Here is a 15,793-nt window from a genome sequence, read left to right as displayed (position 1 = left end):
AAAATATTTTATAAAATAAAACCCAAAATCTTGCGTCAAATTTAATGGATAAATTTTTTTAATTCAAAAAGTAAAACGGCTCTAAATACCTATATACCGCCATTTATTTATTTGTTCGGCACGCTTTGAAAGCGGTATCGATATTTATTTGAAAATTACAGTTTTCAATACAAAATAGCAAAAATAGTCTGCATTTTACCTTATCTTATTTTTCTTTACCGACCATTTACTAAACTCCGCTACGATGCTATTATAGATTCAAATATAATGTATTTTATTTTATAAAAATCATAAATATATTATCGTATTTGAAATATATTATATCGTCTATACTTACCTCGTTTTATGAAATAGCATTTTGCTATGCCTAATACTTTAAACATATATCCCTTTACAAAGGAGTCCCAATGTCCCTAACCCAGTCCCATATCTCTGCTTTATACATAGCATTGTTTGGTAGAGCCAGTGAAGGCGCCGGAAATAAATTCTGGCTAAATGCCGCAAATACTCAAAACCTAAGTATGGCGGATATCGCAAATGCTATGCTTAATACCGGTGCGGCAAAAGAGTATTTCGGAGGTAATTTAAATACCGACGAAAAGTTTATAAACCATATCTATGAAAACGTACTGGGTAAAGGTGCGGGTATAGATAAAGAGGGTAAAGCCTTTTGGATAAATAAATTAAAAGAAGGAGCTAATAAAGGTTTTATAGCAAGCCAGCTTCTTAAAGAAGCTCTTGATCCTAAATACTCAAACAGTACCGATGAAGCTACTAAAGCGGCTCACAATCTTTTAGTAAATAAAGTACTTGCTTCAAATATGGTAGCAGATAGCATACAAAACGTTCCTAACTCAAGCATACAAAACGCTTTAAAATCTTTTACGGATATTAATAGCAATATATCCTCTACTTTAAAAGCAAATGATATAAAAAAGGTTATACAAGACAATAAAGGAAATTTAACCGTAGACGAATCCAAACTGGATGAATCCGCAAAACAAAACAATAAGGTTAAGATTTTATCTCAAGTAACGGGTAAGAGTGAAGATGAGATAAAACAGATACTGCCTAAAGAAGATAATCCAAGTACTCCGGATACCCCTACTCCACCCGATAACCCTACTCCTCCTACTCCTCCTGCGCCAAATCCGCAGCCTGAACCAAACCCAAATCCTCCTCAACCGCCGGTACCGAATCCTGAGGAACCAAACAAGATAGTGGGTACTGATGGAACGGATCATATACGAGGAACCGATAAAAAGGATTTCATAGATGCCAAAGGAGGCAATGACTTCGTAGACGGTCTTGGGGGCGATGATGAGATATATGGAGGAAAAGGCAATGACAGTTTATTTGGCGGAGCAGGAAACGATAGTATCTACGGCAATGAAGATAACGACATTATCCATGGAGACGACGGCAATGATATTATTGACGGAGGAGAAGGAAACGATACGATTTACGGCGATAGCGGGGACGATACCATAAGGGGCGGGATAGGAAACGACGGGATTTATGGAGGGGCGGGAGACGATACTCTTTACGGCGGAGACGGTAAAGATAAAATTTCCGGCGGCGACGGCGACGATACGCTTTACGGCGATGATGGCAACGACCAAATGAATGGAGGAGACGGTAAAGATAAAGTTTACGGCGGCAAAGGAAATGATGAAATTTTTACGTATATGGACGATGAGATTGTAGATGGCGGCGAAGGAACGGATAAGCTATTTATCACTTCCAAAGATGATAAGCTAAAGCTTGATTTCGATACTTTGCGTGACGGACTGGACAAGCGGATAAACAGTTTTGAGCTGCTTCATCTGGGAGATGACGGCAAATTTTTCAATAAAGCCGTAGAAATCACAAATTTAACGCCGCAAGACGTCCTTGCCGTAACCGATGATGAAAATACAAAATTACTCATAATGAGCGATGAAAAAGACTCGATAAGATTAAAAAATTTCACGGTTTCAAGTGATACCACAAAGTTAAGAAAAGGCTATACCAGATATGAGGGCAAAGTCGGTGAAAAAACGATAAAAGTCGATGTCAAAGACGACTCAAATGTTATGGGCAAAGTCATAAACGGCGGCAATACAAGCGATAGCCTACGAGGCACTAAAGGCGATGATGAGATACGAGGCGGTAACGGTAACGATACCGTAAGCGGCGGTGTAGGCGGAGCGGACTCGCTTTATGGAGACGGCGGAGACGACCGTATAGAAGGCGATCTAAAAGATATAATCTTAGATGGCGGCGAAGGAGTAGATACGCTTGCTCTCGAAGATCACGAGATCGATCTTAACGCATTACAAGCGGACATGATCAAAAATTTCGAGATACTGGATCTGGGAAGCGGCAATAATCCCAAGACGCTAAGAAACCTTACTCCCCAAAATATCCTCAAAATCACCTCGCATAAAGATACGATCTTAAAAATAAACGGCGACGATAAAGATATCGCGGTTTTAAGCGGCTTTACCGCTTCGGCCGATACGAGCGGTTTGGATGCTAATTACAATCGTTACGAGGGATTAAACGATAAGGGCGAACTCGTCAAAGTCGATGTCAAAAAAACAATCAAAACCGCGCTTGCGACCACCGAAGCGACGGACGGCCCCGACTGCATCCAAGGAACTCAAGACGCCGATACGATAAGCGGAAAAGGAGGAAACGATATCATTTACGGCAACGGCGGAGACGATACGATCTACGGCAATGGGGGCAATGATGTGCTCTACGGTAATGAAGGGGCCGATAAAATTTACGGCGGCACGGGAAACGATCGAATACACGGCGGCGCACAAAACGATATCATCTACGGCGATGAAGGAGATGATGAAATATACGGCGATGACGGGGACGATACGATAAACGGCAATGACGGAGATGATGAAATCGACGGCGGACAAGGGGATGATATCATTCATGGAAATGACGGCGATGATACCATAAGGGGCGGCGCAGGAAACGATCGAATCGAAGGCGGCCAAGGAGACGATAGGCTTATAGGAGATGAGGGTAACGACCATATAGAAGGAGGAGACGGAAATGACCTTTTATACGGCGATAACGGCGATGACACCATAAACGGCGGCACGGGAAACGATCAAATTTACGGCGGTGAAGGAGATGATAAAATTTACGGCGGCCAGGGAAATGATAAAATTTACGGGCTTGAAGGCAACGATACGATTTACGGAGGAGAAGGAGACGATGAGATAGCCGGCGCAAACGGCAATGATATTATAAAAGGGGACGGCGGAAACGATATCTTGCAAGGAAACGACGGAAACGACAAAATTTATGGCGGAGAGGGCGACGATACGATTTACGGAGGAGAAGGTAACGATACGATAGACGGCGAATTCGGAAACAATACCATCTATGGCAACGAAGGCGATGATACGATTTACGGAGGAGAAGGCAACGACAAAATTTACGGCGGTCAGGGAAATGATAAAATTTACGGCTACAAAGGCAACAATACGATAATGGGCGAATCAGGGAAAGACAGCATTTACGGCGGAGACGGGGATGATACGATTTATGGTAACGATGGCAACGATATCATCTTTGGCAACGACGGAAACGATACAATCTACGGTAACGAAGATAACGATCTTGTATTTGGCGGAGCCGGAAACGACACCATAGACGGCGGCAAGGGGAATGATGCCATTTACGGTAATAACGGAAACGACAAAATTTACGGCGAGCTAAACGATACGCTGCTTGACGGCGGCGAGGGATACGATAGCTTGTATTTTAACGAAGATATTGATTTTGATGCGATACGAGATACGTTAAATCAAAAGATTTCAAATTTTGAACAGTTACACTTAGGATATACCGGCGATGATACGGTTAAGCTCAATAATATGACCGCGGCCGATATCTTTGCGATGACGGACAACAAAGATACCATCTTAAAAATCAAAGGCGATAAAAAAGATTCGGTAGGTCTTAAGGGCTTTAAGGTTTCTGCCGATACGAGCGGGCTTGAAGACGGATATACGCGGTACGAGGGTATCTACACCGATGATACCGGAACGCAGTTTAATGTCAAAGTGGATATCGACAGCGATATATCGGTCGGTCTTGCAGGTATGCCGTAAAGAGTCCGATTTACCGCAATTTTTAATTTAATTAAAAAGCTTCGAGGCCTATTTATCGGAATTTGCTTAAAAACTTCCCCAAAATGCTTGGGAAGTAAAATCGGTAAATTTTAAGGCATTAAATTTGATATTTTTCGCATTTAACGGTTTTCGTAAAAGTGTGAATTTTAGGGATTTTTATCGGTTTTGTAAGTATCGTGGTGCGCTCGAAGGAATTCGAATCCCTGACCTTTTGAACCGCAATCAAATGCTCTATCCAGCTGAGCTACGAGCGCACTTAAAAAGAAAGGTAGAGTATAGCAAAGCTTTCTTAAATCTTTCATAAATTTTGCCATATCGGCAAAATTTCTTAAATTTCCGCCCTATTACGTCAAATTTGCGGTAAAAATCCGCACGTAAAGTCTAAAATTTAGAATCAAATTTGATTAAAAAAGATATGCCGGGCGAGCAGAAGACGAAATTTACGTAGAAATAAAAAGCAAAGTCGTCCAAATTTAGCAAATATCCCGAAAAATCAAAATAGCTTAAATTTTCGGTAAATTTTACAGACTTTTTGCTGCCAAATTTTGCTTTCGTAAAAATAAGTTTGCCTCAAGTTTAATGCCCCAACCCAAGCTCAAATTCCCGCAAATTTAACTCGCAACCTCGCAAGCCAAAACCGCTTAAATTTACGCTATCAAGCTTACACGAGGCCCTAATTGCCGTTACGAGGGTCAAATTTCGCTCGAATTTACCGCCGAATTTGCAACCGCTTTTTCAAATTTTTACCACGTTCTCGCCAAACTCTACCATAAACTCGGTTAGCCCCTCCTTGCTTTTGCACGAGATTTTAAATCCCAGCTCGTCGCAAAAGGTTTTGACGATATGAAGCCCGATGCCAAAGCCGCCGTTTCGCTCGTCAAATCGCGCGTAAAGATCGAAAATGCGGGATAAATTTTCTTTTGCGATGCCCGCGCCGCCGTTTGAGATCGTTAGCGCCAAGGGGGTTAAATTTACGCCGACATCGCCGTTTTCGTCGCAATATTTTATAGCGTTGCTAAGCAGATTGTCGATGATTTTTCGCACTTTTTTGTATGACGAGCGCAGCTGCACTTCGGCGATTTGCGCGTTTAAATTTATATTTTTTTGCTCCAAATTTAGACCGAAATAGCTAAGTCTATCGCGCACGAGCTCGCTTAAGCTAAAGGTCGTCACCGCATTATCCTCTTCGCCTCCGAATTTCACCAGCGTTAGGTCTTCGTAGAGCGTCGAGATGGTTTTAGAGGCGGTTTTTATGTTATTTAGATATTTTTGAGGATCGGTTTCAAACATCTCTATACTCATCAAAATGACGCTAAGAGGCGTATTTATCTCGTGCGTCGTATCCCTAATAAAGCCGTTTAAAAAGTCGATGCGACGATAAAGCGGACGCAGCGAAAGACGGATGATAAAATAAGCTATGATTAAAATAGCAAGAAGTATTATAAAAGAAAAAAATATTATTTTAAGCTTTAGCATCAAAATCGCAAACTCGGGGTCGGCGACCTTGACCGCGACGTAATACTCCTCCTCGCCCTGCCCGTTTTTTAGATAAAACTGCACTACCGAATCAAGCCCGTCCTTGTAACGACGCGGCATGCCATCCCTGGGCTCAAAGTCATCTTCGATCTCCTCGCCCGTTTTGAGATTTATCGCAAAAGCTTCGATATCGTCGAAATCGCCGTCGTTTATCTTGCCCGCGATGCGGAGTCTGTTTTGCAGTCCCTGCTCCAGATCTCGCACGACAAATGCGTCGCGGTCGAAGATAAAATATTTCTCCCGCTCAAAAAACATTTGTGCGAAAAATACCAAAAATGCGGCGCTCGTGATGAAATAAAGCAAAAAAATGGGCAAAATTTGACGCTCGGACAGTGCGCGAAAGGCTTTTTTTATCAAATTTACGAATTTCATTTATCGCCTTTAAGTTTTTCTTGCATTTGATTAAAGGTGTTTTGGGGCAAAATTTTGGGTTTGTAGCGGTTATCCTCATAGATATTTCGCGCAAATTTAACCGAGCTTTTGTTTGAAATTTGAGACTTGGAGTCGAAATTTTCGCAAATGCTATCTGTAAATTTAAAAATAACTTGAAAAAATTTTTGAGGCTTAAAACAAATTTTCTCGCAAAAACCCTGTGTAAATTTTAAAAATTTATCTGCAAGAATTTGCGCCTTACGCCCAAATTTTATGCAACCGTTGCGGATAAATTTTAAAACTAATTTTTGAAATTTAAAGCAAAAATCCTCGCAAAAGTCGCGGATGGTTTTGGCTAAAATTTGAATCAATTTTTTAAGCCCAAAAACAAAATACTCAAGGTTTCTGGGCACAAATTTAAATAAATTTTTAGCTCCAAAGCGGGCACGAGCGCATATGCTTTTAACCGAGCTTTTGTTTGAAATTTGAGACTTGGAGTCGAAATTTTCGCAAATGCTATGCATAAATTTAAATAAATTTTGAACTATCATGCAAAATCTCGCACAAATTTTAGGCGCAAAGCCGAACGGTTTTTGCTTAAATTTTGAGCCCTTATTATCGAAAAAACGGGACTGTCGCAAGTAAATTTTAGAGCCGAAATTTGAGCTGCGCGATAGCCGCGAAATTTAAACGGGTTTTGAACCTTAAAGTAAGCATACACACAAACGTTGCGTAAAATTTTAAAATAGTTTTCATCCGGTTTTTGACTTCCGCAGACGCCGGACATTAGTTTAAACGCTTTGCAGTGCAAAATCTGAGCTTCACACCTAAAATCTACACAAATACCGTCCGTAAATTTAAATAATTTTTCGCCTAAAATTCGGCATTTACGATCAAAAAATAAGCAATAATTTTCAAAATTTTCGCAAATAAATTTAACTAAATTTTGAACTCTAGAGCAAATGCGCACGCAGAGGCGATGCGATAATTTAAACGTATTTTTAGCTAAAATTTGAAGCTCAAGGTAAAAAATCTTACAAACGCTAAGTATAAATTTAAATAAAAATTTATCTAAAATTTTAGGATTTTGCTCAAAATTCGCGCGATCGCTATGCATAAATTTAAATAAATTTTGAATCAAACACCGAGCCATGCGATAAAAACCATCGCAGACGTCGCATGCAAATTTAAGCGCATTTTTAGCTCTATTTTGAAAACCGCGATCAAATCTCGCTCGCTCGCTCGCCAAATTTTCAAACATATTTATAGCCCAGTTTTGACGCGCTCGCGATACGTTCCTTGCCCAAAATTTTACGTAGCTCCGCGATATAAACGCGCAGGCTAAGCTCGCTGGGACTCTCGTCATACTCCCAAAGCTCTCCGTATATCTCCTCTCTGCTTAAAAATTTATCCTGATTTTTTAGCAAAAGCGAGAGCAGTTTGGATTGCTTTTTGGGCATCGCGATCACTGCGCCGTCCCGAAATAGCAAGCCTTGCTTTATATCAAAACTCAAATTTTGTCCAAGCTCGATAAGCTCGTTTTTGTTGTGCACGAAAGTGCGTTTTAGCAGATTTTGCACGCGCAAAAGCAGCTCTTTTAGTTCAAAAGGCTTTTTGATGTAGTCGTCGCAGCCGCTGTTAAAGCCGCTTTGCAAATCATCAAGCGTATTTAGCGAGGTCGTAAATATACAAGGCGTGTTTTTACCCGACTTTCGCAGCTCGTCAAGTAGCGCAAAGCCGCTGCCGCCGATAATTTTGACATCGAATATCCAAAGATCGAAGTTGCTTTCGTAGGCCAGGTCTAGCGCCTCGTCGTAGCTCTTCACACCTGCGGTCTCGTAACCCTGCGCTCCCAGATACGCGCGCATCATATCAAGCAGCATATTTTCGTCCTCGACGATCAAAATTTTACTCATTTTCGCTCCGTATTTGCTTGTTTTTTGCGGCTTCTTGGTTAATTTTATCCGGCTAACGCGCTAAATTTGCGCATCCTGCCCGCAAAATTCGCCCTATTTCCGTCACGGTTTTCGTGCGTCAAATTTTTGCTTTTGATCGGTTTGCCGGGTTTGCTAAATTTGCAGTTTTGACGCCTTATAAATGCGCTAAATTTGAGGCTCGTTACGGCGGCTTTGGCTCTGGCCTATCTTGAGTCAAATTTTACAGCCCGCAATGCCGATTTTATCAGTTTGCACAGCTTGACATACGTTAAATTTAGCCGCAAATTTTACCTTAAACGTCTAAATTTTAGCTCTTTGCAAATCGAGCGAGCTTGTTTGCTCATCGCCGGTTTCTTATGTTATGCCGAATTTGACGCACTTTATCTTGCGAAATAAAGCTTTTTAAAAGGCAAGCGCATCAATTTGCGCTAAAATTAACCCGTATAAATTTATCAAATTTAGCTCGAATTTGAGATGAAATTTGATAAATTTATAAATTTGAGCCCTCGAAAGAAGGCTCAAATTTTATCGGTTCGTCGGCTGTTTAGGGCCTCTAAAGCCGCCTATTTGGTCGCACTCGCCGCTGCTTGGGCACTCAGGCGCCATCATGCCGTGACCGCCGTGTCTAAATCCGCCCCTGAAATTGTGCCTAAATTTCTTGTGAAAATCATCGTCATGGCCTTTTAGCTCGATATCCAGCTTCTTAGCTTCCGCTACGCTTAGCGCGTCTACTTGATCGTTGTAGCTCTTGCGAAAATCGCGCATAAAATTTTGCCTATCGGCGATGCTCATAGCCTCAAATTTCTTTCTCATCTCGGCTTTTAGACCGCGTCTGGCCTCTTTTGCCTCATATCTTAGCTTGCCCGCACGCTTGTCTATCTCAAACGCAACCTCGCTAAGCGTCTTTGCGTCGGCATTTGCGACCATAGCGTAGAGCTCCTCGTTGGTGCTTTTCTCAAGCGAAGCCGCAAACAACCCGCCCGCGACCAAAAGGCTGATTAGAACTATTTTTTTCATCTTCCCTCCTTAAAAAATTATGAGTGAAGTTTAAAGAAAAGTTGTTAAAAAAACGTTAATTTAAAATCTCATTGATCTTTTTGACGAAATTTAGCGGATTTACCTGCACTCCGCCTATAATCACGCCAAAGTGCAGATGCGGTCCGCTCACTCGCCCGCTAGCGCCGCTAAGCGCGATGATCTCGCCTTTTTTGACGACCCGCCCTACTTTGACGTTGAGCGCGCTTAGGTGGTAATACTGCGTATAAATCCCCTCGCCGTGATCTATCACCACGGATCCGCCCGCATAGTAGCGATCTTTTGCGATGACGACGGTGCCGTCGTTTGCGGCGATCACCGAGGAGCCTACGGCCGCCCTAAAGTCCGTGCCGCCGTGATAGCTCTTTAAAGTGCCGTTAAAAACGCGCGCGGTGCCAAAGGGGCTTGTTATAACCGAGCTCATAGGCAGGATAAATTCGGAGTTAAATTTTAGCCCTTCATTTACAGTCGCGTAGATTTTATTTGCCTCCTCGCGCTCCTCTTCGATACGCTTTAGCACGTCTTTTGGCGGCGTTACTTTGCTACCCTCGACGCTTATTTTTTCCTTTTTGTATTTGCCTTGGACGATTTTAAATACTATCGTTTCGCTTTTGCCGTCAAGCTCGTTTTTAAGCGTTATTTCGCCTTTTTGGCGGTAACCTGCCGCAACAACGGCAAATTTTAAATCTTCATCCCCCGGCACGCCAAGCCAACGCCAGGCTTTGCCGTCAATGCTCAAATTTCCGGCAAATTTAGACTCCACTCGGACTATCTCAACGTCGCCATTAACGATAGTTTGAGTTTCGCTTGCCGTGCCGCTCTCGGTCTGCGCACCCAAATTTAAACAAAGCAAAACCGTCCAAAAAATCTTTTTCATTTACATCCTTAAATTTGCGTAAATTTAACGAATAATTTTCAAATTTAATAAAAAAATACTATAATAGCAGGCAAATTTTACGAAAAAGGAAATAAAAATGAAAAATTTTTTAAAATTTACGGCTTGCGCGCTTTTGCTGGGACAACTTGCCTATGCGGACTTTACGCAAAATCAAAAAGTGCGAACTTCGCTTGATATTTTAAATGATCTAGGCTCCAAAAAACTGCTAAATTTAAAAGACACCAGCGAAATAAAAGGCATCATCGTCATCCCCGAAGTGGTTAGCGGAGGGCTCATCGCGACTACGCACACGGGAGACGGTATATTTGTCGGCAGAAATGACGATAACGAATGGAGCAGTCCGATATTTATCAATTTTAAAGGCGGCGGCATAGGTCTTCAAGCGGGCTACAAATCAACAGATCTTGTCGTGCTAATCAAATCAAGAAGATCTTATGCGGGGCTGATAAACGGCAAAGGCCAAATCGACCTTAGCGCGGATGCGGTGATAATGGGCGCGGGAGAAAAAGCGGGCGTTATGACCGACTTGCCTGAAATTTCAGCTTGGGCTACGTTAAGAGGTAAAAGCAGAGGGATTTTTGCAGGGGTTAGCGTAAATACGTCTTTAATAGTAGTCGATAAGCAAGCTACGTATGATTATTACGATAGAATGTATGATATGGAAGATATTTATAACAACTCTCCGAAAGACTCAAGATATACGAAAACGTTAAAAGAAGTATTGAATAAATTTTTTAAATAGTAAAAAAGTGCGGTTTAGTCCAAAGACTAAACCGTATAAAGAGAAACGAATCTTTTTTTATTGATCGGCGAAAACTGCGTCATATATTCAAACGCCTCTTCGTAGTCTCCGTCGGTGTATTTTGCGACCTCTTCGATAAGCTCGAAAAGCTCCTCGTCGTCAAGCGATTCAAAATTGCCTCGGTTTTCCAAAACCTCCAGCAAAACAGCTTCAAGCTCTAGCTCATCGTATGTCATAGCTTCCCTTTTAAAATTTTTGCGGAATTATGCCAAAATAACCTTTATAATCGCTTAGCCAAAATCCCTATTTTTTGAGAATTGGTCTTAAATTTATCGCATTATCAGTTTATTTTACTATAATTAAAAGTAATTTTTACCTGGAAAAACGGCGAAAAAATGCACACTTTTGACAAATTTTATATGAAATTTTTAGAGCTTTTGCGGGATTACGGATATAAAAATTCTGCCGCAAAAGAGCAAATTTTAAAAATTTTATTTTCTAGCGACGAGCATCTTAGCGCGAGCGAGATACGAGATAAAATCAAAAGCGAATTTAAGCGAAACGTGAGCCTCACGGCGATTTATCGGTTTTTAAATTTTTTGCAGGATTTCGGGCTGGTTTTGAGCATTGAAGAGAGCGGAATAAATAAATTCGAGCTAAATTTAAAGTCGCATCACGACCATCTCATCTGTATAAAATGCGGCATGACGGAGAGTTTTTTCGATAAATATATAGAAGAAAAACAAGAGCAAATTTGTAAAAATTCAGGCTTTAAACTCGAAGGACATACGATGATTTTATACGGGATTTGTCCAAAGTGCCAAAACAAATAGCCTATTTTGCGCCTCTTTATCAAAAATGATTTGATAACGATATGCAAAAAAGTTTCAGTTAAATTTAAGCGTAGCAAATGGATAATACGCCCAAAAACAAAGGAGAAACATGAGCGCAGCGCCACATATACCATCAGAGTTAGTCTTACGCATAGCTTCGTATTTCACGCCGATCCATCACGTCGCAGGCCGCCTAAGAGTCCGCGTCAGCAGCGATATCAAAAAAGAAGCGGATAGCTTGCCGTTAGAAAAAATAGATCAAACAATCAAGCAAATAGACGGCATAAAAAACGTCAAATTTAACAAACTAATCGGCTCGGCAACGATCGAATACGACAACGAAATTTTCCCGAAAAAGATATGGGACGATCTGCTAAAGGGCGAAAATCTGCACGAGATCTCAGCTCTAATCAACAACCTAGCTCAAAAAGCGACCGGCGGCGCAAGATGAGCAAAGATATAAAGCAAGCCGCAAATGCGGTCTTTTTACTGGAGTCGCAGGGCATTAAATTTTACGAAAACGTCTGTAAAAAAGATGAAATTTTCGGTCAAATTTTAGCGGTTAGACAAAGCGGGCTGGAGCTTTTGAGGCCTTACGCGGATCCTGCCGACTCGCAGGCATTTTGTGCTTTGGCGTGCGAGGATCTTGACGATTGCTTTATAAAAGCCCTAAACTACGAGCTTGAACTAAACGCGTTTTATGAAAATTTGACCGACAACCTGAGCGATGAAAATTTTAAAGACGTCTGCTTTAGGCTCTGGGCGACGTCAAATAACGAATACATCCCGGCTCTAAAAGCAAGGCTGGCTCAAATTTTAGCCGTGCAGTTTCAAGGTGCGGGTAACGCAAGCCAAGAGGAGCAGGCGCAAACGGCTCAAAATCCGAGCGAAAATATCTTAAACGCTTTTGACTCGGAGAGCTTTAAGCAAATCAGCCAAACGCTGGAGCGCATAAGCTCTGGACAAGGCGGCAAAGAGGATGCTATCGCGCTTTTAAACAACCCGAATTTTTCGTTTTTCGGCGGACTGGCGCTTGGCGGGCTGGCGAGCATGATGCTTAGTAAAAATTTAGATAAAGATAAAGAATAAAATTCAACACAAAGGATAAAAAATGGCACTACCGTTTATCGCAGGAGCGATCTTGGGAGGTTTAGCCGTCGCGGCTTTTAACAACAAAGACAAAATCAAATCAGTCCTTGAAAGCGGACTGGATAAAAGCAAGGAGCTTGCCGAAAACGCGAAAGAATTCGCTGAAAAAAAGGCGAGCGAGGCCAAAGAATTCGCCGAGAAAAAATTTACTAAAACAGCCGAAAAAACAACGACTGAAGTAAAAAAACGCAAAAGACGCACGAGCGCTGAAGTAGCGGCCGAAAAGGCAGCAAAAGAAGCGGCAAAAGAAGCGGCAAAAGCCGAAAAAACAAAAACCAAGAAAAAAAGAGCTCCGAGAACCAAAAAAGCTCCGGCAAAAGCGGCTGCACAGACTGAAATTTTGGCCGAAGATATCGCAAACGCACTTGAGCCGAATTTAGAGAAATAATAAGGCTGCAGTATGAATTTAACCTCAACAACCAGACTTCCCGTCGATCATATGATAAGCGGCGCGTTAATCGGCGCAATAGCAGCCGGCGGCATAGGCATACTAAACTATAAAAAAGGCAGCGCGAGCAAGGCTGAAGTAGTCGCCAAAACGACTAAAACCGCGATCCAGGGCGGCATCGTCACGGCCTGTGCCATCAGCGCGTCAAACAAACTAGTCTCCGCGCGCTATCTTGCCGCAGCCGTTACCGTAGCCGTGGGCATCGCCGGCGTGGTCGCTACCGAGAAATTAATCAAAAATTTAGAGGAAAGTAAATGAAAAATCCCTATATCAATCAAACTCAAACCGTAAATCAGCTAAACGACGACGGCAGCACGACCACTACGACTACGACGGTAAAAACTACCGGCGCGCCAAGCGCATTTGACCGCGGTATAAACGACGCGCTAAAGGACTTTATCCCGTCAAATTTTAACGCCGCGGGCTTTATAAAAGGCGCGCTGATAGGCGGCGTAGTCGCATACGTGCTGACAAACGAAAACGCGCAAAAAGCGATATTTTCAATGGTAGCCAAAAGCTCAAATTTGCTTCAAGCGGGATTTGAGGAGCTAAAAGAGAGATTTGAAGACATAAAGGCTGAAATTGACTCCCAAAAATAGCGTTCGCATCGCGCACCTAACCAAAAATCGAGTGCGCTTCGTCTGCGAGCGGATCGGGCTTGAGTGCGACGAAAGCCGCTTGGAAGCTCGAATTTCAGAGTTTAGATATGCAAAAAGCGTTAGGGTAAATAAAAAAGCAAAAAGCGTCATCATCGGCTTTGAGTCAAATTTTGACGAGATTAAAGAGTTTATCGAAAATTTGCCGATCGAAAATTTTAACAAGCGAAAAGTTAGCCCAAACAAGTCCAAAATTTACAAAGCGGCAACGGCTCTAGCCGTCACGCCTTTTATCACCGACAACGGTGCAAAAGCGCTATCTAGCCTCATCGCCGCAGCTCCGCTACTAAAAGAAGGCGCAAGCGAAGCGCTAAAAGGCGGTATCACCTCAAAGGTGCTCGAAGCCACCGCAGTGGGCGTGAGCCTAGCTAGACGCGACTTTTTAGCGGCAAATAGCACAAATCTCATGCTAACCATCGGCGAATACATGGAAGAAAGCGCCGTGCACCGCAGCGACGACCTCATCAAAGAGCTAGCCCGCCCCAACATCGAAGAAGTCTGGATCGAGGTAAATAATCACGGTAAAAAATCCCTCAAAAAAATAGCGACCGCCGACGTCAAGGTGGGCGACATCGTAGTCGTCGGCGCGGGCGAGAGTATCGGCATCGACGGCTATATCGTGGAGGGCACCGCAAGCGTAAATCAAGTCTCGATGACGGGCGAAGCCGAACCCGTCAAAAAAGAGCGCGGCGACCGCGTGATGAGCGGAACGGTCGTCGAGGACGGACGCATAAAAATCTGGGCCGAGAGCATAGCCTCCGAGAGCGCGACAGCGAGGATAAAATCCTACATCCAAAGCTCGCTAAACGAAAAATCGGCCGTCGGACTAAAGGCCACGAAGCTAGCCGACAAGCTAGTGCCCGTGACGCTAAGCCTAGCCGGCGTTTCGTATCTACTTAGCCGAGATATGACTCGCGTAGCTAGCGTCTTGCAGGCGGACTACTCCTGCGCGCTAAAGCTAGCCACTCCCGTCGCCTTTAAATCAAGCATCTCAAAAGCCGGCCGCAACGGCGTGCTGATAAAAGGCGCCAAAGCTATCGAAGCGCTAGCGAGCGCCGATACTTTCGTCTTTGATAAAACAGGCACGCTAACGCACGGCAGCCTAAGCGTCGTGAAAGTTCACTCGTTTAAAAAAGAATTTACCGAAGCGCAGCTGTTAAATTTGACCGCAAGCGCCGAGGAGCACTACTTCCACCCCGTAGCCGAGGCTATCGTAAAGGCCGCTCGCGAGATAGGCTTTCACCACATCCATCACGACGAGGTCGAGTTTATCGTCGCTCACGGCGTGAAAACCTATGTAGGCGGTAAAGAGGTCGTGATCGGCTCGCGGCATTTTTTAGAGGACGACGAGCAAATTTCATTTAGCAAGCACGAAAAGATCATCAAAAACGAAGTAGATAGCGGACTCACGCTACTATACGTCGGCTACGATAAGGAGCTCTTAGGCGTCATAGCTATGCGCGATACTATGCGAGAAAACGCCGCACAGACTCTAGCGAGGCTAAGAAAACTGGGCGTAAAAGAGCTGATAATGCTAACGGGCGACGTGCGGTCTAAAGCGGGTCAAGTAGCAAACGAGCTAGGCATCGACAGAGTTTATGCAAACTGCCTACCGACCGACAAGGCGGGCATCATCGAGCAGCTAAAAGCCGAGGGCAAAAAAGTAGCCTTCGTCGGAGACGGCATCAACGACGCGCCAAGCCTCACCAAAGCGCACGTAGGCATCAGTATGCAAAAAGGCGCCGATATCGCAAAGGCTACAGCCGACATCAGCCTACTAAAAGACGACATAGGCTCGGTCGCAGTCGCAAAAGACGCGGCAAACAAAACGATAAAACTAATAAACGCAAATTTTAACGCCACCGTGGGCATAAACTCGCTTATCCTAGCGGGCGCGACATTTGGGTTTTTTAACCCTATCGCCACAGCGGTGCTGCACAACGGCACGACGATCGGATTACTGGCAAATTCGATGAAAGGCGTAAAACTGAGCGCAAAATAAATTTAAAGGATGATAATTTGGTTGATAAAATTTTAGATTT

Annotated in this window: 16 protein-coding genes and 1 tRNA gene; 9 read left to right on the top strand and 8 right to left on the bottom strand. The window is 43.2% G+C overall.

The window, feature by feature from the left end; translation table 11 throughout:
• Positions 1 to 407 precede the first annotated feature (407 nt).
• Positions 408 to 4,124, top strand: coding sequence for a DUF4214 domain-containing protein (locus CRECT_RS05705; protein ID WP_171992682.1), 3,717 nt, complete (start codon positions 408 to 410; stop codon positions 4,122 to 4,124).
• 198 nt (positions 4,125 to 4,322) lie between these two features.
• On the opposite strand, the gene CRECT_RS05700 is transcribed toward CRECT_RS05705, so the two are convergent.
• The 7 genes from CRECT_RS05700 to pgp3 form a co-directional block, all read right to left on the bottom strand.
• Positions 4,323 to 4,399: transfer RNA gene (locus CRECT_RS05700), tRNA-Arg, on the bottom strand.
• Between the two features lie 481 nt (positions 4,400 to 4,880).
• Positions 4,881 to 6,053, bottom strand: a complete 1,173-nt coding sequence (locus tag CRECT_RS05695; protein WP_002945339.1) for a sensor histidine kinase — start codon at positions 6,051 to 6,053, stop codon at positions 4,881 to 4,883.
• The gene (locus CRECT_RS05690) at positions 6,050 to 6,424 is read right to left on the bottom strand and encodes a hypothetical protein (RefSeq protein WP_124851746.1); all 375 of its coding nucleotides are present in this window, start codon (positions 6,422 to 6,424) and stop codon (positions 6,050 to 6,052) included. Before CRECT_RS05690 ends, CRECT_RS05695 begins: the two co-directional genes overlap by 4 nt.
• Before the next feature lie 176 nt (positions 6,425 to 6,600).
• Entirely contained in the window at positions 6,601 to 7,314 is a 714-nt protein-coding gene (locus CRECT_RS05685; RefSeq protein ID WP_039888472.1) for a hypothetical protein, read from the bottom strand.
• Entirely contained in the window at positions 7,307 to 7,969 is a 663-nt protein-coding gene (locus tag CRECT_RS05680) for a response regulator transcription factor (protein ID WP_002945334.1), read from the bottom strand. Before CRECT_RS05680 ends, CRECT_RS05685 begins: the two co-directional genes overlap by 8 nt.
• Before the next feature lie 546 nt (positions 7,970 to 8,515).
• Positions 8,516 to 9,007 (bottom strand): DUF1104 domain-containing protein, encoded by a 492-nt coding sequence (locus CRECT_RS05675; RefSeq protein WP_002945356.1) that lies wholly within the window; start codon positions 9,005 to 9,007, stop codon positions 8,516 to 8,518.
• Between the two features lie 55 nt (positions 9,008 to 9,062).
• Positions 9,063 to 9,902 carry a peptidoglycan metallopeptidase Pgp3 gene (gene pgp3, locus CRECT_RS05670; RefSeq protein WP_002945360.1) on the bottom strand — a complete coding sequence of 280 codons (840 nt, stop codon included), beginning with the start codon at positions 9,900 to 9,902 and terminating at the stop codon, positions 9,063 to 9,065.
• 97 nt (positions 9,903 to 9,999) lie between these two features.
• Between pgp3 and CRECT_RS05665 the strand changes: the two genes are divergently transcribed.
• Positions 10,000 to 10,665, top strand: coding sequence for a lipid-binding SYLF domain-containing protein (locus CRECT_RS05665; RefSeq protein WP_002945369.1), 666 nt, complete (start codon positions 10,000 to 10,002; stop codon positions 10,663 to 10,665).
• A gap of 26 nt (positions 10,666 to 10,691) precedes the next feature.
• On the opposite strand, the gene CRECT_RS05660 is transcribed toward CRECT_RS05665, so the two are convergent.
• Complete coding sequence (locus tag CRECT_RS05660) at positions 10,692 to 10,901, bottom strand: hypothetical protein (protein ID WP_002945385.1); 210 nt, start codon at positions 10,899 to 10,901, stop codon at positions 10,692 to 10,694.
• Positions 10,902 to 11,060: 159 nt separating this feature from the next.
• Between CRECT_RS05660 and CRECT_RS05655 the strand changes: the two genes are divergently transcribed.
• The 7 genes from CRECT_RS05655 (at position 11,061) to CRECT_RS05625 (ending at position 15,753) form a co-directional block, all read left to right on the top strand.
• Positions 11,061 to 11,498: a Fur family transcriptional regulator gene (locus CRECT_RS05655; protein WP_002945363.1), complete on the top strand. Its 438-nt coding sequence runs from the start codon at positions 11,061 to 11,063 to the stop codon at positions 11,496 to 11,498.
• A gap of 109 nt (positions 11,499 to 11,607) precedes the next feature.
• On the top strand, positions 11,608 to 11,949 hold the full coding sequence (locus CRECT_RS05650; protein WP_002945391.1) for an HMA2 domain-containing protein: 342 nt from the start codon (positions 11,608 to 11,610) through the stop codon (positions 11,947 to 11,949).
• Positions 11,946 to 12,587, top strand: coding sequence for a hypothetical protein (locus tag CRECT_RS05645; RefSeq protein WP_002945358.1), 642 nt, complete (start codon positions 11,946 to 11,948; stop codon positions 12,585 to 12,587). The genes CRECT_RS05650 and CRECT_RS05645 overlap by 4 nt, the downstream gene beginning before the upstream one ends.
• Before the next feature lie 22 nt (positions 12,588 to 12,609).
• Positions 12,610 to 13,035 carry a hypothetical protein gene (locus CRECT_RS05640; RefSeq protein ID WP_002945402.1) on the top strand — a complete coding sequence of 142 codons (426 nt, stop codon included), beginning with the start codon at positions 12,610 to 12,612 and terminating at the stop codon, positions 13,033 to 13,035.
• 12 nt (positions 13,036 to 13,047) lie between these two features.
• Positions 13,048 to 13,353, top strand: coding sequence for a magnetosome protein MamC family protein (locus CRECT_RS05635; RefSeq protein WP_002945346.1), 306 nt, complete (start codon positions 13,048 to 13,050; stop codon positions 13,351 to 13,353).
• Positions 13,350 to 13,694: a hypothetical protein gene (locus tag CRECT_RS05630; RefSeq protein WP_002945405.1), complete on the top strand. Its 345-nt coding sequence runs from the start codon at positions 13,350 to 13,352 to the stop codon at positions 13,692 to 13,694. The genes CRECT_RS05635 and CRECT_RS05630 overlap by 4 nt, the downstream gene beginning before the upstream one ends.
• Positions 13,678 to 15,753, top strand: coding sequence for a heavy metal translocating P-type ATPase (locus tag CRECT_RS05625; RefSeq protein ID WP_002945357.1), 2,076 nt, complete (start codon positions 13,678 to 13,680; stop codon positions 15,751 to 15,753). Before CRECT_RS05630 ends, CRECT_RS05625 begins: the two co-directional genes overlap by 17 nt.
• Positions 15,754 to 15,793 lie beyond the last annotated feature (40 nt).

The organism is Campylobacter rectus (assembly GCF_004803795.1).
Classification (GTDB): domain Bacteria; phylum Campylobacterota; class Campylobacteria; order Campylobacterales; family Campylobacteraceae; genus Campylobacter_A; species Campylobacter_A rectus.
Note: the sequence above shows the minus strand (reverse complement) of the source record. Positions and strands in the feature narration are given on the sequence as shown.